A 19,287-nucleotide genomic window follows, 5' to 3' on the forward strand; every position below is an offset into this window, starting at 1 on the left:
CATTAAATTTACTACCCTCACCCCAGCCCTCTCCCACAGGGAGAGGGAGCGCCATTTGATTTAGTGTCTGCATGGATTTCACAATGGAATTCCCTCTCCTCTCAGGAGAGGGTTAGGGAGAGGTGCTTTTATCCAATTAAAAAACCCTCTTCCCCCGCCTTCTCCCAAAGGGAGAAGGAGCTTTCATCCTTTATTCACTTGCAATTCAATGCACACTTGCCATAAGTGTTCTAAAACCACATCCGTCCGCCCCAACACATCATGATTCCAATACCTTACAACGGTTAAACCCAATGCCTCTAAAAACTTCGTCCGTTCATCATCATATTCCACAGCATCATCCGTTCCATGCTGACCGCCATCCAACTCAATCACTAAACCAATTTCATGACAGTAAAAATCCACGATATAAGGTTGGATCACATGCTGACGACGGAATTTAAGATTCATAAAGCGCTTGGTACGTAGGAGTTGCCACATGAGGTTTTCAGCATCGGTGGCGGTATGGCGCATGGATTTGGCGAATATGAGTAGTTGGAGATCGGGTTTTTTGTTCATGTGGAATTTAATTTTTATTTTTGATGATTATAGCAAATTTCCCTCACTCCCTTGCGACTCAGAATATATTCTGAGGATGCTCATCTCCCAAAGGGAAAAATCTTAAAGCATCCCATGCCTTAAAAACATCTCTAAGCCACTCACCTTCTTGATATATCTCAAGCGTTCTTTTTCTACTTTAATCTGCTGCTTTATGGCCAAAGTATCTTCATCAATCTGCTTATACAGATCAGCAATTTGAACTTTCCCTTTCGTCTTTTTCACCGCAATTTTGGTTTTATGCGACCACACCAAAGTCTCAATTAACGCATCAATTTGAGCTTGTAATGTCTGACTCTGCGCATCTAACGCCAGTTGATAAAGCTTGATTTGCTCTGCAGTTAAACTCTTTTGTGAAGGATCTCGGTCTTGTTCAATCTGAAGCTGCATTTTCAATAAAGCAAATAAATCCTGCTTTTCATAAGCCTGATTGGCATGTTGCAACAACTCTGTCTTTTTTATTTTCTTGACATCATTCGCTTCACGGTCAGGATGAATGGCCGCCGCAATTTTTAAATACACGGTTTTCAATGACTGCTCTGCCATCGCTGCTGCCTGCGCCTGTTTTTCCTGCTGGCGTTTTAATCTGGCTTGCTCACGTACTTGTTGAAAATGTTCACTATCCCATTCTTCAAATACATCTGTGTCGGCCTGATCTATACCATTTTGATCTTCGGAAAACCCTTCTGGTGCATTGGTCTTTTTCTGATTTTTTCTGAGTTGGATATGTTCATTGAGCTGCTGATAGTAACTATCAATTTCATTGACTTTACGAGCTTCTTGCACCGACATTGCCTGTGAATCTTTTAAGTAAGCCACCAGAGATTGAATTTTTTCATCCAGTACGACGATCTCGGCCTTGGAAAATTCTGCCTCATGCAGATGCTGCCACAATTGTTCAAGCTGCTCAAACAAAACACCATGCAATTCATGATAGACCGGTATGAAATTTTGCTGTGTATATTGTCGAATCTCTTCTTCGGCCTGCTGCCACTGTGCCAGCTCAAGCTTCTGCTGTTCAATTCTATCAATCAGGCGATCCAGCTTTTTCTGCTGTGTCGAAAGCGCTGTGAATGGCTGAATCATGGTTTTTAAATTGAAAGACATGATATTCAAAATAAGCAGGACAGATTATTAAGTTTAACGGTTTTATGAGACAGGTGTATGCCAGTTATCGACACAAATATACACCTTATGCAAATAAATTTTGTTTAATATCAAACAATATAACAATAACTTAATTTGTGACTGTGCTGAAAGGAGATTCAGATGGCAACTCAGGCAGATTTAATCTTTAATCAGGAACTCGCTGCATGGGTACAAGCGCTAGGATCTGTGTTTGCAATTTTTGTCGCCATTAGTGTGCCCCTATATTTAAATCATTTGGCACAAAATCGTGATAATGCCTTACAAGACATGCAAAAACAAAAATTCTTTGTCACGATGCTGCCGACACTTTATCGTATTCGCCGTTATAGTGCTGACTTCATTGAACAAATGCAGTTACATCAGCAAAGTACTCAAAATATCTTACATACGCTAGAAACCGAATATCTGGAATTGATTCCGGTCTTTTCTAAAGAACTGCATATATTTGTACATAGTCAAATTTATGACCCAAACCTGAATCAATTGGCATTTGAACTGTTTCATTCCGAGGAAATTCTGCAACAACATTTATTACAGCCTAAAAACCAGAAACAGCTCAAGCATCAAGCTTTACTGACCCAACATAGCCAGTATATTCATGATGCGAGCCATCAGTTAATTAAACAGATTGAAAAGAGCCATCACCTACAACCTTAAATTGCCTTTTCAGGCCATCAATGTGTAGGCGAATGGCGCAAACAAAATGATTATTCCACAATGACACGACCATTTAATGGCTGTACCGGACGGTTATTCGGATGCCCCATTAATTTGAAAAATTCACCAATCTGTTTGGCTGAAGCCTGTTGGATCTCTTTTAAAATGAGCCAGCGCACACCCTCTGAACAAGGTGGGGTGGTCAGCGAGCCACTAAAGCGATAATAATCCAGATTTTTAGGCAGCAACTGATTGACAGGCTGTGGTGTCTTTAACACGACTTTTTCACCCTGCTTTTTCGGCAAACGTTTCCACATCTGTTTTAGCATCTGGCTGTCCTGCCCCTGCTCAAACATCATGCCAACCACTGCCAGCTCACCATCAGCATTGGCATGGACAAAATGAATCTCTAAAGGATAACTTTTACCTTGAATCAGGTTCTCACTCGGACTATGCAAATGGAACTGTTTCAGCTCAAAACGCTCCCCATCCAGCTCCAGCTCACCACCTTCGGCAAAGTCCACCTGAATGGTATGACCTTTATTTTCAATGGCGTGAATCATGGTGTTATAACTAAATTTCAGCGGTTCCAATTGTGCTTTTACCGTCCGCTCAATATTAATTGGCGACTGATTCGCACCATCACAGGCAGTATATTTCTGGCTTAAATTCGACCATTGTTCAGGCTGCATATAGCCCCAATTGGCATCTGCATAGCCTGCCGTACTCAAACCAAACACTGTTAAAAATGTGAATATTTTTTTCACAATAATTTTCCCTCTTAGAACCGTAATCAATAATTTTTCATTTATAAAACAAATTCTTAGGCTTATGACTGCCTCATTTTTCAGAGCACAAACTACAGATTTTTACTCAATTTGGGTGATTCATTTACAAATTTCCAAACACCCAAGCCGACAATAAGCTGCTTAATCAAAATTTATTAATTATATTTCAATGAGATAATTATTCTAATCCATCAAAAAAAATACTTAAAAAATGTGATTTTACTCACAATCAGAATGGTGAATATTTATGCAATATTTACATGAAACTTCTATCTTATTTTCGATAATCCCGGTAATAAAATAATGATTAAGATCGTTTTATTTTTTAATAATCTATTGCCTATTCATAAACTTACACAAACACAGCAGTAAATAAACCGGCTGGATTGCTAGACTCGGTGCAACGTATAAAATAGGAGCCGCCGAATGGATTGGGTCTCGATCTTTATTCATGATACGACTTGGAGCTTTGCATCAGAGATTTTGCTACGTTGTATAGTCATGTATATCATGATTATCCTGTTTTTACGGCTGACCGGAAAACGTGGTGTACGACAGCTTTCCATCTTTGAAGTCGCGATCATTCTCGCCCTGGGCTCAATTGCCGGTGACCCGATGTTTACCGAAGATATTCCCCTGATTCAGGCAGTTCTGGTAATGTCGGTGATTATCCTGATGTATCGCCTGACCACTTGGCTGATGATGAAATACCAATGGTTTGAAGACCTACTGGAAGGCAAACCGATTTATATTGTGGAAGATGGCCTGCTGGTCATTGAGGAAATTAAAAAAGGCAAAATGTCACATGATGAATTCTTTGCCGAAATGCGCCAGCAAGGCGTAGAACATCTGGGTCAGGTGCGTACCGGTTTACTGGAAACAGACGGTAAATTCAGTGTGTTATATTTTACCGATGATCAGGTGAAATACGGCTTGCCACTATTTCCTAAAACCTGTTCGATCGTGGAGCAGGTGAAAGCAGACCGTTTATATGCCTGTATTTATTGCGGTCAGGTTCAAAACCTCTCTACAGCTGCACAACAATGTCCTCGCTGCAAATCAGCACAGTGGGCTGAAGCGATTAATTGTTTACGCATCACTTGAATTAAAGCTGATTCAGCCGTTGTAAATGCGTGAAAATTTCAGGTAGCTGCTGGATTTTATATTGGATTTCTTCGGCATCAGGATGAAAGCCCTGCATCCACAAGGCATGCATTCCGGCATTTTTTGCCCCTTGTATATCATTGATTGGATGATCGCCAATATATAAACAATGTTCAGGCAAGACGCCTAAACGTTGTGCAGTAATCTGGAAAATTTCTGGCTGTGGTTTGCTAAAACCGACTAAACCCGAACTGATGATTTCCTCGAAATAATCGGCAATGCCCAAACCTCGAATGGTATTTAAACGGGTGTCATGTCCACCATTCGAAACAATTGCCAATTGATAGCCTTGAGATTTTAACTGCTCTAGCACCTGCTTGGCATCCGGCATTTCTACAGCGCAGCGACCAAACTGGCTAAACCAGAACTGTGCCAGCTCATCTATGCTGGGTGGATTTAACCAGGATAGCTCCTGTAATAATGCATAAGCTGCCGAAGCCCCGATGCTGCCATGCGTTAGCAATTCCTTTTTAGGATAACCGCCATTATCGATGCGTCTTACAATCTCGATAATTTTTTCTGGTTCGACCTGTGCAAATGCAGACGCATAATATTCTGCCAGATAGCAGCTATAGGCTTGGGCCGTTAGATCACGATGGGTCAAGGTATTGTCGAGGTCAAATAATACAGCTTGAATGTTCACATGCAAATCCAAACATAAAATTAAGCTTATGTTAGCAAGTTTCACACAATACACCTCTATTCATCAGGACTAAGCTTGGTATAAAAAGGGATAAACTGTAGCAGCAAGAATTTGCTTGAATATTCATTATTTTTGTCGAATATTTATATAAAAAAATCCCACCAAGTGGTGGGATTTTTTATTAAGCGTTATATCATCAATTAGAAGCTATATTTGCTCATTAAACCAATACGGTTATCTTTGAATTTCTCATTATTAAAGTCTTTACGCTCACCATTGACATACTCAACACCAAACTCAAGTGGTTTAACCGGTGAATACACCAAGTTTAACCACGCTTGTTGTACCTTTTTGTTTGCAGTAGCATTGATGAGGTCTGCATAGTCTGAATCTTTATCAGCAAACAATGCACCATAACCAACTGAGGTTTTTAAGTTAGGTAGAATGCTGTAGGTTAAGCCCGTTTGTACCGCCCAAATTTCATTTTGCTCAATATTACGGTCATTTTCATCATCTACAAAGGCATCATTGGCATTGGTACCATACAGAATACCGTTTACACCTTTGGTATAGCTGACATCTAGCGTCGCTTTTAAAGGCTCAAGCACTTGATAGGTTGTACCTGCAGCTAGACCCCAACCTGCTTTACGCTTGTTAATGTTTTCATCTTTAGTAACTTCAACTAAAGCACGTGCAGATGCATTGCCTTTTTTGTCATCAAAGTTGTGTGCCAATTTAGCAGTCAATGTTGGTACGCTTGATTTGATGTCTGCAGCAGTTGAGTTTGGCTTTTCTGCAGCCAGGAACAACTGTGTTGCAGGAGATAAATCAAAACCATAACGAATCATTGGTAGACGGGTAGTCCCCCCACCGACGTTGGTGCTGAAGTCAATCATAAACGGTGCATGATTTGACAAGAAGGTAGATTGTGTTTGACCAATCAACCAATTTTTATAGGTTAAATATGCTTGACGTACACGGAATGAATCGTTAGTACCTGCAAAATCACTTTCAAGTTTACCGCCAATCTCTGCACCTTCAACATTGGTTTTAAAATCTAAACCTATTCGTGTTGTTTTTGCTGTTGCAACGAACTTGTCATTCGTTTGACCATTGGTTTTTGCAACATCAGAGAAGTCACCTGATGAACCTTCAATGATATAGTTCGCATCACCACGAACGAAACCATATAGCTTCACTTCAGTATCTGATTTTGTACTTAGGGCTTTCGGTGCAGCTGCTGATTGTTGTGGGGTTGCTTTGACTTGTTCTATTTGCACTGCTTGAGTTTGCTGAACTTGTTGCTGCTGTAATACTAATGCTTTTAGTGCTTCAATTTCTTGGCGCAGCTGCTTGATTTCTTTTTGCTCTTGTGTTTCAGCATGTGCAACAGTCCCCAGCATCAATGTTGCTACTGCCACTGCTAATCCTTTAGCTAAAAACTTTCTTGTTAAAACTTGACTCATTACATTCTCCATAGTGAACAAATGTTCACTGGCATTGAAAGTTCGGTGATTTCAACTGAAACCTATACCGTGTGGAATATCTATAATTATGAAATAGCTTGGTTGTGATCCCGAAAGATAACTCACGCAATATATGTCGAGTTAAAAGCTCAGGCATCATGTCACGTATTTGACTGCACTTACATTTTTAACCCTAGCTACACAACAAGCCACTTGAAAACATCAAGAATTTAACAACTTTCGAATCAGTTTGAAATCATTTTTATCTCATACTTTTATCTATAATATGTATTAACCATACTTTTAAAACAGATCGCTTCTTTTTCAGCCAGCTTTCATTCATATTTCATGATGACTGCAATTGTTGATCTATTCTTCCCCAAAATAGGATAGGCAATAAAAGCACTATGCTGATACAGACAATATAGGTTAAATATTTTGCATAGCCTAAATAATCCCCTGCTACCCCACTCAACATATATAAGCCACCACTTACCGTCGCCATAATTGAAACTTGAAAGGTAAAATCAGTCCCCGCCAAATGCTTACGGCTGTATTGCATGATGAGCGTCAGCATGACTACCAACAGCATGGCTGAAACCAGATCTTCTGCTGCATTAATGGTATAGATCAGCCAGTTTTCGACCTTAAGCTGGGCTTCATATTGTGCTGCCAGCCAGGCATAGGCCATTAAGCTCAGTATTTTGAGAATCGAAAAAGACATCAAACAAGAGCGACGCGAAAAAAACTTCAGGCAATAACCTGCCAAACCGGCCCCAATCAAGGCAGCACCTGCACCCAGCATAGTCACATATACACCGATCTGGCTGAAACTCAGACCGAGATCGACCATTAAAGGCTTCAGCAAAGGGCCAGACAGCCCATCTGCAACTTTAAATGTCAGCAAGACCAGCAACCAGCAACGCAAGCCTGGATGTGTATAAAAGTACTGAAAATAGGCTTTGATTTTTATTTTACTGGAAGCTGTAATTTGCTCAGATGCGATCGAGCGATGCTGTGGCTCTTTAAATTTTAAAACAGGCAGTGTGTTTATAAAAACCAGTGCAGCCAAAAGCAAAAAAGTGCTTTGCCACTGCAACAGATCTAAAAACAGTAAAATCGCACCACCACCGACAATGAAACCCAAACGTGATCCAATCACCTGAAAGGTATTGCCCCAGTGCTGCTGTTCATTTTTCAGAATATTGACTGCCAGTGCATCGGTGGCAATATCCTGTGTCGCCCCCACCCCATTCATAAATAATAACGCAATAAAAAAGGCCAATAGATAAACCGGCTGATCTAAAGCCTGAATGGGCAAAAAGGACAAGGCGATCAGCACTGCCACCGAGAGCAATTGCAGCGGAATAATCCAGCTTCGATAATGCCCTGTAGCTTTAGAGCCATAACGATCGACCAATGGCGCCCAAAACACCTTGATTGACCAAGGCAGCATGAGCAGGCCAAAACCACCGATCTGTGCCAGCGACACTCCTTCTGCCCGTAAGATCACCGGCAAAGCATGAGTCATAAATCCGACCGGCAATCCTTGCGCCCAATACAGGGAAAACAACACAATGTAAGTATTCCGTATATTCGGCATGCTGGGTCCTTAATAGGCAAAAGAAGCAGAAATCATTCAACAAGCTGGACATTTTGCCAATGAAAAAACCAAAGTAAAAGCCTAATATCATTAAAAATAAAGAAAAATATGTGTCAGGAAGAGACTTTAAGCATGACCAAAAAGCACTTTCCAGAATTACCTCCCTTGGTGCCCAGTCGAGGCAATCGACTCAGCCGTTATTTTTTTAAACGGATCTTTTTAGTGCAGGGGTGGCAGCTTGAAGGTGAGTTTCCCAATTTACCAAAAGCCGTTGCGATTATTTCTCCACATACGTCCAATATTGATGCCTGGCATGGTTTTATTGCACTCTTAGCTATCGGGTTAAAGGTCACTATTTTTGGTAAAAACAGCCTGTTCCATACCCCATTAAAGCCCTTACTTGAATGGGTTGGGGTGATTCCGGTGGTTCGGGATAGTCCACAAGGTCATACTCAGCAGATCGTGGAAATCATCAAGCAAAAAACCCAGATTTGGGTCGGCATGGCACCCGAAGGTTCACGTAAAGCGCCAGAAAAAATCCGCAGTGGTTTTTATCATATTGCCGATCAGGCCGGCCTGCCTATTGTCATGCTGGCTTTTGATTATGATATTAAAACCATTCATATTCTGGGTGTCTATCAGCCGACGGGCGATTATGAACATGATCTAGTGCAGATTTATGCACATTATCAAGGCAAGATTTCGGCAAAAAATCCGGACTGGATTGCCAGGCCTTTACAAAAGCTGTTGAAAAAAGACTAGGCAAAATCCTGTTTTTTTGCTCTGATAGCCTATATTTTGATGACTTAGTGATCATTTACCACAATGAAATTAGCGTCTTATGCTCTGATTGGCTGTCTTGGCCTCAGTCTGGCTGCATGTGATAAAGCCAGTAAAACCACACCGACTCCTACCCCACTTCAGGCCCGCGAACCCGTGATTGCAATTGCACTTGGCGGCGGCGGTGCGAAAGGCTTCGCCCATATTGGCGTGATTAAGGTACTGGAGTCACACGGCATTAAACCGAAAATTGTCACAGGCACCAGTGCCGGCAGTTTTGTCGGCAGTCTATATGCCAGCGGCAAATCACCGTATCAGTTGCAGCAAATTGCCTTGAACTTTAAGGAATCGGACATCCGTGATTTAACCTTAAATCGGCAAGGGATTATTGCCGGACAAAAGTTACAGGATTTCGTCAACAGAAATGTGGCAAATAAACCGATTGAACAGTTCCCGATACGGTTTGCTGCGGTGGCGACCCGCCTGGATACGGGACGCAAGGCAGACTTTATTAAAGGCAATGCCGGACAGGCGGTGCGCGCTTCTTGCAGTATTCCCAATGTATTTGTCCCGGCCACCATTGGCGGGCTGAAATATATTGATGGTGGACTGGTCAGCCCGATTCCAGTCAAAACTGCCAGGGATATGGGTGCCGATCTGGTGATTGCGGTGGATATTTCTGCACGTCCGGATGCTAGTAAAGCCCTGAATATGTGGGGTGTGCTGGATCAAACCCTGAATATTATGGGTCAGCAAAGTATTCATGAAGAACTGAAGCAGGCCAATGTCGTGATTCAGCCCAAAGTGGGTCATATCGGCACGCTGGATTTAAAGGCCAGCAATCAAACCATTCTTGAAGGTGAAAAAGCAGCACAGTTAAAAATCCGGGCCATCCAGAAAATGATTACTGATTTCAAACAGTCCCCTGCTGCATTTAAAGCCCCACGTGCTGCGAAATTCTAAGGTACGAATTTTTTATATTCATCTGAACCGGCATCTGTTACATTGGGCTTAATCACATAATGATGATTAATTAAACACTTAGCGATATAGGTCACGATATGGAATTTGTTATTGAACCCTGGCACTGGTTTGTATTAGGCGTTTTGCTGATTCTTTCGGAATTGCTTCTACCCGCTTTTGCTGCCCTGTGGTTTGGTATCGGCGCCATTTTAGTGGGCATTTTATACTGGATGTTCCCAATGATGGGACTGACCACCCAGATCCTGACCTGGATTGCTCTATCCGTCCTCTGTACGCTGGCATGGTTTAAATTTATCAAGCCACTTTCGATTGATAAAACCAAAGCTGGTCTGTCTCGTGAAGCGACGATTGGCCAGATTGGTATGGTCATTCAAACCAATCTGGAAAATGAACAAATCAGAGTACGTTTCCCGATGCCGGTTTTAGGCTCAGATGAATGGGAATGTCGTACTCTGGATCAGGTTCAGGTCGGTGACCGTGTTCGCGTCGTGGATATTCTGGGGAATGATCTGGTGGTTCAACCCCACAGCACACATTATCAAAATGAAAAAGGTGAATAAGATATGTCTGGTGGAACTATAATTGTTATCGCATTTTTGGCCTTTGTGGCGATTACGATTTTTAAAGGGGTACGTATTGTCCCGCAAGGTTATAAATGGATCGCACAACGCTTGGGCAAATACCATACGACGCTGAATCCGGGTCTGAATTTTGTCATTCCGTATATTGATGAAGTGGCTTATAAAGTCACCACCAAAGATATTGTGCTGGATATTCCTTCACAGGAAGTGATTACCCGCGATAATGCCGTGTTACTCATGAATGCGGTGGCCTATATCAACCTGACCACACCTGAAAAAGCGGTCTACGGCATTGAAAACTATTCTTGGGCAATTCAAAACCTGGTACAAACTTCGTTGCGTTCGATTGTCGGTGAAATGGATCTGGATGATGCCCTATCATCACGTGATCATATTAAAGCACGTTTAAAATCCAGTATTTCCGATGATATCTCGGACTGGGGCATTACCCTGAAAACAGTTGAAATTCAGGACATTAAACCGTCAGTCACCATGCAAACCGCGATGGAAGAACAGGCCGCTGCTGAACGTCAACGTCGTGCGACCGTGACCAAAGCTGATGGTGAAAAACAGGCTGCCATTCTGGAAGCGGATGGTCGTCTGGAAGCATCGCGCCGTGATGCAGAAGCACAGGTGGTTCTGGCTGAATCTTCACAACGTGCGATTGATATGGTGACTTCGGCAATTGGTAGTAATGAGATTCCGGTTGCCTATTTACTCGGTGAGCAATATATCAAGGCCATGCAAGATATGGCCAAATCACCAAATGCCAAAACGGTGGTCTTGCCCGCAGACGTGCTGAACACGATTCGAGGCGTGATGGGTCGTCCGCCTCAGTAAAAATTTTCATTTTCAAATTCATAGGCAGCGTATTCGCTGCCTATTTTTCGTTTAAATACGAAAATCTCAGCAAAGATTTGGAATTTATGCTTAAATTTCGCGTTATTTTTTGAAATCCTTTGGGCTTTGATGCCAGATCTGTGTTTCGCCACAGCATTTATCATCAAGATAAGTCCTTATTCGATTACTGTCCAACTCGAAAATGGATACCGTATGAGCTCCCTAAATCCAACGTTAATTACCTTTCTTTTTTATATTGTCGCCATGGTGGTGATCGGCCTGATGGCTTATCGTGCGACCACAAACTTTTCCGATTACATTTTAGGGGGCCGTCGTTTAGGTAGTTTTGTTACTGCACTTTCCGCTGGAGCTTCCGATATGAGTGGCTGGCTGCTGATGGGCCTGCCCGGTGCAATTTATCTTTCTGGTTTGTCGGAAATGTGGATTGCCATTGGCCTGATTATTGGTGCCTGGTTAAACTGGTTGCTGGTGGCTGGCCGTTTACGGGTACATACGGAAGTTCAGCACAATGCCCTGACCCTTCCAGATTATTTTTCCAATCGTTTTAACGACCAGAAGAAAATTTTACGTATTGTATCGGCTTTTGTGATTCTGATTTTCTTTGCGATTTACTGTGCCTCAGGCATGGTAGCAGGTGCGCGCCTGTTCGAAAGCATGTTTGAAATGTCCTACACGACGGCGCTCTGGATCAGTGCCATTGCCACCATCAGTTATGTATTTATTGGCGGTTTTCTGGCAGTCAGCTGGACCGATACCATTCAGGCCGGCCTGATGATCTTTGCGCTGTTGCTCACGCCAATTGTGACCCTATTGACCTTCTCTGATATGTCTCAGGTCACTCTGGCGCTTGAAACGGCACGTCCACAGGCCATGAATCTGGTCGGTGACTTAAGTACGGTGGCTATCCTGTCGCTACTGGCATGGGGCTTGGGTTATTTTGGTCAGCCACATATTCTGGTGCGCTTTATGGCGGCAGATTCAGTCAAGTCAATTCCAAATGCACGCCGTATTGGTATGACCTGGATGATCCTGTGCTTAGCTGGTGCCGTGGCTGCCGGTTTCTTTGGTATTGCTTATTTCCAGCAACATCCGGAACTGGCCAGTGTGGTGAATGCCAATCCTGAAACTGTATTTATGGAATTGACCAAAATTCTGTTCAACCCATGGATTGCCGGTATTGTCCTGGCTGCGATTTTGGCTGCGGTAATGAGTACTTTAAGCTGTCAGCTTCTAGTCTGCTCAAGTACGCTGACAGAGGATTTTTATAAATCCTTCCTGCGCAAAAATGCATCTCAAAAAGAACTGGTTTGGGTTGGCCGTTTTATGGTGCTGCTGATTGCCCTGCTGGCAATCTGGATGGCGGGTAATCCTGAATCGAAAGTGCTAGGTCTGGTCGCTTATGCCTGGGCCGGTTTTGGTGCTGCATTTGGCCCGCTGATCATTCTGTCCCTGTTCTGGAAACGCATGACTTTGAATGGTGCCTTGGCAGGTATGATTATGGGTGCAGTGATGGTGATTTTATGGAAAAACCTGTTCGCAGCAACAGGTGTCTATGAAATTATCCCGGGCTTTATCTGCTCATTCATTGCCATCATTGTAGTGAGCTTGATGGGTAAAGTACCTACGGCTGAAATTACCGATCGTTTTGAACAGGCTGAACGTCTGTATAACGAAACCAAATAAAATTAACGATCAAAAAAAGCGGACTTTAAAGTCCGCTTTTTTAATACCTGAACAATCACTCAAAATAAAAACAATGAACAGATTCAAGCATTTTAATTTTTACGCTGAAGTAAAAACTGGGTGATAGAGATCAGCTCTGCCGCCTGATCATCAAAATGAGCAAGTGCGGCTAAGGCCTGATCATGCAATTGCTGTGCATAGGCTTTGGCCTGTTCCAGCCCCATCAAGGCAGGATATGTCGATTTTTCTACCTGCTCATCCTTGCCAGCTGTTTTACCCAACACTTCGGTATCAGAAATAATATCCAGAATATCGTCCTGCACCTGGAAGGCCAGACCAATCGCCTGTCCAAACTCACGCAGCTTTGGAATCGCCAGATCTGTACCTTCAAAGATTGTGACCGCCGCCATCATGATCGCAGCACTCATCAAGGCACCGGTTTTATTACGATGAATGGTTTCTAATACGTCCTGATCAATTTTTTTGCCTTCGGACTGCAAATCCAACACCTGACCATTGACCATTTTCGAAGAGGCTGTGGCCAGAATCTGCATTTGTTTTAGCACAATCGAAGCATCTACCGCAGGACCTTGATCAAACAGACGACTGCCTAAAATTTCAAAGGCCATCGACTGTAGAATATCACCTGCCAAAAGCGCGGTATCTTCACCATAAGCCACATGACAGGTCGGCTGACCACGGCGCAGCAAATCATTGTCCATACACGGCAGATCATCATGTGCCAGTGAATAACAATGGATAAATTCAATCGCAACCGCCGCACGGCGTACCGCCGCGGTATTCTGATTCGGTTTTAGTGCTGCTGTGGCATAGCATAATGCTGGACGAACACGCTTCCCTCCCAGCATCACGGCATGATGCACCGCCGACTTTAAAGGTTCAGGAATGGCAAAGGCATCTAGGGCTGTCAGTAAATCTTGTTGAATACGATGTTGTGCTTGAGTCAATGCATGGATTGATACGTCAGTAATAGATGACACATTTGCCTCGAATACATAGTCCGGAAGGATGAAAATAACAAGTTTGAGCCACTTGTCCTGATAAGCACTATTGTACCTACAATCGCCTTGAATTTTCAGCTTTATCTGTGGATTGATTTAAAGCAGCAATAGATATCAAAATATGTTCCTCCACTAAAAAACCACTGCCGCGACAGCGCTACTGTCCCAGAGTTGAAGTGCTTGGATTTATCAAGTGCCTGTGGCAGAGATGCCACACATTGCCCATCACCACAGGACGTCGTGTATGGGCAATAAGAGACCTTTGCCTACCTTGGGTCTTTCCAAAGTAGGATTTCACCTGCACAAATCCATTTAAACTTTTAAAGGAAAGATGAGGCTGGACAATATCTACCTCTAAATATAAACAAGTTTAGATATTTAAACGTATTCTCTGATAGCTTTTATTACTTCCTACCATGCCAACGATAGCTGAGTCAAAATTTTGGCCAGTAATGGTCACAACAGTAATTTTCTCAGGCTAAATAATGGGTCGGCAAATCAAACTAGAGCAAAACATCTTCAGGAACGCGCACCCAACCTTCCATCAACACACGTGCACTGCGACTCATGATGGCTTTTTTCACTTTCCACTCTCCATTTTCCTGACTTGCTTGTGCGCCTACTCTTAAAGTCCCCGAAGGATGGCCAAAACGCACGGCTTCACGCTCTACACCGCCTGCCACCCGATTCACCAGAGTCCCCGGAATGGCTGCCGCCGTACCAATTGCCACCGCAGCTGTGCCCATCATGGCATGATGCAGTTTCCCCATAGACAAGGCACGAACCAGAATATCGGCATCTGCTTCGGCAACCACCTTGCCACTTGATGAGGTATAAGTTTTGGATGGCGCTACAAAAGCGATTTTTGGGGTGTGCTGACGGTTAGCTGCTTCGCTAATGTCCTGAATCAATCCCATCTGCTTCGCAGCATAAGCACGAATGGTTTCAAACTTTGCCAGCGCTGCCGCATCATTATTCATATGATCCTGAAGCTCGGTGCCGTTATAACCCAAATCTCCCGCATTCAAAAACACGGTGGGAATGCCGGCATTAATCATGGTGACTTCAAAACTGCCAATATTGGGAACTTCCAGCGTATCGACCAGATTACCTGTCGGAAACATCGAACCGCCTTCGCCATCATCATCGGCAGGATCTAAAAACTCGATCTGTACTTCGGCTGCCGGAAAAGTCACACCATCCAGTTCAAAATCGCCCAACTCCTGAACTTGACCATTTCGCATTGGTACATGCGCAATAATGGTTTTTTGAATATTGGCCTGCCAGATGCGGACTGTACACAGCCCATTTTCCGGAATACGTGATCTATCAATCAGATCATTAGAAATGGCAAAAGCTCCCACTGCTGCGGTGAGATTACCGCAATTACCACTCCAGTCCACAAAAGGACGGTCAATTGCCACCTGACCAAATAAATAATCAACATCATGATCGGCCTGCTGGCTTTTTGACAGAATCACGGTCTTGCTGGTACTTGAACTGGCGCCGCCCATACCATCGATCTGTTTAGCATAAGGATCTGGGCTACCAATCACGCGCAGCAGAAGCTGATCACGAATCCGGCCGGCCTGTTGTGCTTCTGCGGGCAAATCATCCAGCTTAAAAAAAACGCCTTTACTGGTGCCTCCACGCATATAGGTTGCAGGAATCTTGATTTGGGCTGCAAAACTCATGAATTGTTTCATCCTTTGGCTTGTCTTTGTTTTGGTAAAAGTTATGGAATACTTATGAGAAGAGTATAATCGCTTTAAAGCCAAGGAAGTTCAGTGCTCCGACCTAAGTATAAAAAATCAGCATTCGTATCAGAGCAAAAAAACAGGAAACTCATCAGTTACAATGTCAATAAAATTAATATATTGATTCAGTTATCTTTTATTTAATTTATTTTTATAATTTTTTATTATAAATCTGATAATAATATTTCATTCAAAGTCTTGCACTAGGTTTCTGAACTTTGTTCCATTACAATCTTTATACTTATTTTTTCCATTGTCGGGCTGAACACTTTGAATAACGAGTCTTCACAACTTCAGCGTGGCTTAAAGAACCGTCATATTCAGTTGATCGCCATGGGCGGTGCAATTGGCACAGGCTTATTCTTAGGTTCCGCACAGGTGATCCAATCTGCGGGTCCTTCTATTATTTTGGGCTATGCCATTGGTGGCTTGATTGCATTTTTAATCATGCGTCAATTGGGTGAGATGATTGTTCATGAACCTGTCGCAGGTTCATTCAGCCATTTTGCTTATAAATACTGGGGCAAGTTCCCCGGTTTCCTTGCGGGCTGGAACTACTGGATTTTATATATCCTGGTGGCCATGACCGAACTTACTGCCGTTGCGAAATATATTAACTATTGGTGGCCTTTTATTCCAGCTTGGGCATCGGTACTGTTTTTCTTTATCGTGATTACCCTGGTCAACCTCGGCAATGTGAAATTCTACGGTGAATCAGAATTTTGGCTTTCAATCATTAAAGTGACTGCAGTTATCTCGATGATTGTCTTCGGTTTATATCTGATCTTGACTGCAGATGCTTCCTCGACTGCGTCTTTCAGTAATTTATGGACTGCAGGTGGTTTCTTCCCGAATGGCTTTGAAGGTCTGTTCTTCATGCTGGCCTTCCTGATGTTTGCCTTCGGTGGGATTGAACTGATCGGTATGGCAGCAGCAGAAGCTGAAAATCCAGAGAAGACCATTCCGAAAGCGATTAATCAGGTGGTGTTCCGTATCCTGATTTTCTATGTGGGTGCATTGACGATTTTGTTATCACTGGTGCCCTGGAATCAGCTTGAGCTAGGTGGTCTGGATAAAAGTCCATTTGTAATGATTTTCAGTCAACTGGGCATTGGCTGGGCAGCACACTTACTGAACTTTATTATTTTAACGGCTGCACTGTCTGTCTATAACAGCGGTATGTATGCCAATAGCCGTATGTTATATGGTCTGGCTCAGCAAGGAAATGCACCTAAAGTCTTCATGCAAGTGAATAAACAAGGTACTCCGATTGCTGCGGTATTGTTTTCTGCCGCGCTGATTTTCGGCTGTGTATTACTTAACTACTTTGTTCCTGAAGATGCATTAAGCCACTTGATTTATATTGTGGTCGGTGCGTTAGTGTTGAACTGGGCCATGATTACGCTGACCCATCTCAAATTCATTCAGAGCATGAAGAAGCTCGGCCAAAAGACCTCATTCCCAGCACTATGGTCTCCAGCAGGCAATATTCTGGTCTTAGGTTTCATTATTACGATTCTCTACATCATGTGGACTCAGGGTTTTCAGGAATCTATTTTAATGATTCCGGTTTGGATTGTGGTCATGTTCGTTCTGTTTAAGTTGCTTAAGCCTAAAAATACTTAATCGGTTTATATAAGTATATATTCTTAAAAAGTTATTGCTGCGGCAATAACTTTTTTTTCAATTAAGTTTGCAGTACATTAATCCTTCTTTTTGCGCCCTTAGCTTAACTGGATAGAGCAGTTGCCTCCTAAGCGACCGACGTGGGTTCGAGTCCCGCAGGGCGCACCACCTATTAAAATATGACCTATATCACAACATATAAAGTTTAAATTTCCTTTTTTTAGAATATTTTTTATACAAAAAATCATTTTATCCTCATTATTTTATTGTTTTGTTTATCAATAACTTAATCCCTAACAATAAAGAATTTTGGTGCAAAAACTCTATTCTGATGCTTTTTTAAACTAAATAGTTTTTTCTAGAGCATTTACTCTTATTTTAATTGTGGTATTTTTGACACATGGAGTAACAAATGATTGCGGTTTAGTAACCAAGCTCTCCAAACAATTAAATAAGTGCAAACAACAACGCTAGATATAAATTTGTACCTCAAGGAAAGACGTAAATGAAATTAAAAACATTAACTACTGCAATGATTCTTGCAACTGTACCAATGACGGGTGCATTTGCAGCAGCTCTAGATCGCTCAGGCCAATCTATTGCAGCCTTCCTGCAACCAGGTAATTACTTTGAAGCGGGTATTTCTGTTTTAGATCCGGATGTATCTGGCAGAGATGCAGCTGGAAATCCAACAGGCGATATGGCAGGTGATTATTATTTCCCAAGTGCTGCTCTAAAATTTCAAGTTACAGACAATTTTTCAGTTGGCTTAATGTATGACCAACCTTTTGGTGCTGAAGCAGCTTATAGCCCAGGTAGCATATTTGCAGTAAATCCAAATGAAGTAGTAAGTGTAATTGGTACGACCCCTATCACAGCAGCAGCGGCAGGCGTAGCAAATCAAGCCACAAATGTTGAAGTTGAAACTGAAAATTTAACCTTCTTATTCGGCTTCCAACCAAATGAAAACTGGAATATTTATGCCGGTCCAGTTTACCAAACTGCAAAAGGTAATGTTTCTTTAAGAGGTGCTGGATATGGTGGTGCTGCAGGCTTCGGATCATATGATGCCAACATGAAAGAAGATTCTGCATTAGGTTGGATTGCTGGCTTAGCTTACCAAATTCCTGAGATTGCACTAAAAGCGTCTGTAACTTATCGTTCAGAAATCGAACACAAACTACAAGCAACTGAAACAGCAGGATTTGGTCAAGATATTACTACTGTAATTCCTGTACCAATGACACCAGGTAAAACAGATGTAACTACTCCACAATCGGTAAACCTAGATCTACAATCAGGTATTATGGCCGACACAGTAGCATTTTTAAATGTACGCTGGGTGAACTGGGAAGACTTCTCAATTCGTCCAAATTATTTTGGTCAAGCAGCACAAGCTATTGTTGGAGATGCTATAAATTTAGTTGATTATTCTGATGATCAATGGTCAGCTACAGCTGGTGTAGGTCGCAAATTCAATGAGCAATGGGCTGGTAACGTTTCTGTAGGTTGGGATTCTGGTGCAGGTAACCCTGTAACAACTCTAGGTCCAACAGAAGGCTACTGGAATGTGGGCTTAGGTCTACAGTTTAGTCCGACCCCGGCAACATTTATTGCAGGCGGTGTAAAGTACTTTATGCTTGGTGATGCAACTGCTAAAACAGCACTTAACGATAATGTGGGTAAATTTGAAGACAATGATGCTTGGGGCTATGGTCTAAAAATGGGCTACCGTTTCTAAGTTTTAATTGAATAAAAAACCACTCTCGGGTGGTTTTTTATCTTTTTAATATTAATTTTATACACTTGATATCATTCGATTATTTTACCATCAATTAAAATTAATAAAGTTTTAGTTCTTTTACACTATTTTCAATAATTTAAACTTCTTATTTTTCATACACTTGAGTTAATAAAATTAGTATA

The 19,287-nt window shown here is 42.3% G+C and carries 17 protein-coding genes and 1 tRNA gene; 10 read left to right on the forward strand and 8 right to left on the reverse strand.

The window, feature by feature from the left end; translation table 11 throughout:
• Positions 1–183 precede the first annotated feature (183 nt).
• Together KT990_RS05985 and KT990_RS05990 are read right to left on the reverse strand one after the other, a co-directional pair.
• Positions 184–558, reverse strand: a complete 375-nt coding sequence (locus KT990_RS05985; protein ID WP_074383108.1) for an endonuclease domain-containing protein — start codon at positions 556–558, stop codon at positions 184–186.
• A 102-nt stretch (positions 559–660) separates the two neighbouring features.
• Positions 661–1,704: a molecular chaperone DnaJ gene (locus tag KT990_RS05990; RefSeq protein ID WP_218209305.1), complete on the reverse strand. Its 1,044-nt coding sequence runs from the start codon at positions 1,702–1,704 to the stop codon at positions 661–663.
• A 162-nt stretch (positions 1,705–1,866) separates the two neighbouring features.
• Between KT990_RS05990 and KT990_RS05995 the strand changes: the two genes are divergently transcribed.
• Complete coding sequence (locus KT990_RS05995) at positions 1,867–2,403, forward strand: hypothetical protein (protein WP_100357276.1); 537 nt, start codon at positions 1,867–1,869, stop codon at positions 2,401–2,403.
• A 50-nt stretch (positions 2,404–2,453) separates the two neighbouring features.
• Here KT990_RS05995 and KT990_RS06000 read toward each other — a convergent pair whose 3' ends face one another.
• A complete protein-coding gene (locus KT990_RS06000; RefSeq protein ID WP_218209306.1) occupies positions 2,454–3,170 on the reverse strand; it encodes a carbonic anhydrase in 717 nt (238 codons plus the stop codon).
• A 447-nt stretch (positions 3,171–3,617) separates the two neighbouring features.
• Here KT990_RS06000 and KT990_RS06005 point away from each other — a divergent pair, with 447 nt between their 5' ends.
• Positions 3,618–4,295, forward strand: coding sequence for a DUF421 domain-containing protein (locus KT990_RS06005; protein ID WP_005172071.1), 678 nt, complete (start codon positions 3,618–3,620; stop codon positions 4,293–4,295).
• 1 nt (position 4,296) lies between these two features.
• Here the strand turns inward: KT990_RS06005 and KT990_RS06010 are convergent, their stop codons facing one another.
• The 3 genes from KT990_RS06010 to KT990_RS06020 all read right to left on the reverse strand — a co-directional run bounded on the left by KT990_RS06010 (position 4,297) and on the right by KT990_RS06020 (position 8,067).
• Positions 4,297–4,998 carry an HAD family hydrolase gene (locus tag KT990_RS06010; RefSeq protein WP_180049673.1) on the reverse strand — a complete coding sequence of 234 codons (702 nt, stop codon included), beginning with the start codon at positions 4,996–4,998 and terminating at the stop codon, positions 4,297–4,299.
• Positions 4,999–5,198: 200 nt separating this feature from the next.
• Positions 5,199–6,464, reverse strand: coding sequence for a DcaP family trimeric outer membrane transporter (locus KT990_RS06015; protein WP_218209307.1), 1,266 nt, complete (start codon positions 6,462–6,464; stop codon positions 5,199–5,201).
• A gap of 346 nt (positions 6,465–6,810) precedes the next feature.
• Complete coding sequence (locus KT990_RS06020; RefSeq protein ID WP_218209308.1) at positions 6,811–8,067, reverse strand: MFS transporter; 1,257 nt, start codon at positions 8,065–8,067, stop codon at positions 6,811–6,813.
• 132 nt (positions 8,068–8,199) lie between these two features.
• Between KT990_RS06020 and KT990_RS06025 the strand changes: the two genes are divergently transcribed.
• The 5 genes from KT990_RS06025 to putP all read left to right on the forward strand — a co-directional run bounded on the left by KT990_RS06025 (position 8,200) and on the right by putP (position 12,956).
• Positions 8,200–8,829 (forward strand): 1-acyl-sn-glycerol-3-phosphate acyltransferase, encoded by a 630-nt coding sequence (locus KT990_RS06025; RefSeq protein ID WP_218209309.1) that lies wholly within the window; start codon positions 8,200–8,202, stop codon positions 8,827–8,829.
• A gap of 63 nt (positions 8,830–8,892) precedes the next feature.
• The gene (locus KT990_RS06030) at positions 8,893–9,810 is read left to right on the forward strand and encodes a patatin-like phospholipase family protein (RefSeq protein WP_218209310.1); all 918 of its coding nucleotides are present in this window, start codon (positions 8,893–8,895) and stop codon (positions 9,808–9,810) included.
• A gap of 98 nt (positions 9,811–9,908) precedes the next feature.
• On the forward strand, positions 9,909–10,391 hold the full coding sequence (locus tag KT990_RS06035) for an NfeD family protein (RefSeq protein ID WP_005172082.1): 483 nt from the start codon (positions 9,909–9,911) through the stop codon (positions 10,389–10,391).
• 3 nt (positions 10,392–10,394) lie between these two features.
• Entirely contained in the window at positions 10,395–11,252 is an 858-nt protein-coding gene (locus KT990_RS06040; RefSeq protein ID WP_005096199.1) for an SPFH domain-containing protein, read from the forward strand.
• 213 nt (positions 11,253–11,465) lie between these two features.
• Positions 11,466–12,956, forward strand: coding sequence for a sodium/proline symporter PutP (putP, locus tag KT990_RS06045; protein WP_005096195.1), 1,491 nt, complete (start codon positions 11,466–11,468; stop codon positions 12,954–12,956).
• 92 nt (positions 12,957–13,048) lie between these two features.
• On the opposite strand, the gene KT990_RS06050 is transcribed toward putP, so the two are convergent.
• A complete protein-coding gene (locus KT990_RS06050) occupies positions 13,049–13,957 on the reverse strand; it encodes a polyprenyl synthetase family protein (protein ID WP_005096193.1) in 909 nt (302 codons plus the stop codon).
• Positions 13,958–14,481: 524 nt separating this feature from the next.
• The gene (prpF, locus tag KT990_RS06055; RefSeq protein WP_180041179.1) at positions 14,482–15,672 is read right to left on the reverse strand and encodes a 2-methylaconitate cis-trans isomerase PrpF; all 1,191 of its coding nucleotides are present in this window, start codon (positions 15,670–15,672) and stop codon (positions 14,482–14,484) included.
• Positions 15,673–16,005: 333 nt separating this feature from the next.
• Between prpF and KT990_RS06060 the strand changes: the two genes are divergently transcribed.
• From KT990_RS06060 to KT990_RS06070, 3 genes are all read left to right on the forward strand, one after another.
• Positions 16,006–17,361, forward strand: coding sequence for an amino acid permease (locus KT990_RS06060; RefSeq protein WP_074383119.1), 1,356 nt, complete (start codon positions 16,006–16,008; stop codon positions 17,359–17,361).
• Between the two features lie 92 nt (positions 17,362–17,453).
• Positions 17,454–17,529, forward strand: a tRNA-Arg gene (locus tag KT990_RS06065).
• A 337-nt stretch (positions 17,530–17,866) separates the two neighbouring features.
• Positions 17,867–19,102, forward strand: coding sequence for an OmpP1/FadL family transporter (locus tag KT990_RS06070; protein WP_218209311.1), 1,236 nt, complete (start codon positions 17,867–17,869; stop codon positions 19,100–19,102).
• Positions 19,103–19,287 lie beyond the last annotated feature (185 nt).

This window comes from Acinetobacter sp. F9 (assembly GCF_019195275.1).
Classification (GTDB): domain Bacteria; phylum Pseudomonadota; class Gammaproteobacteria; order Pseudomonadales; family Moraxellaceae; genus Acinetobacter; species Acinetobacter pseudolwoffii.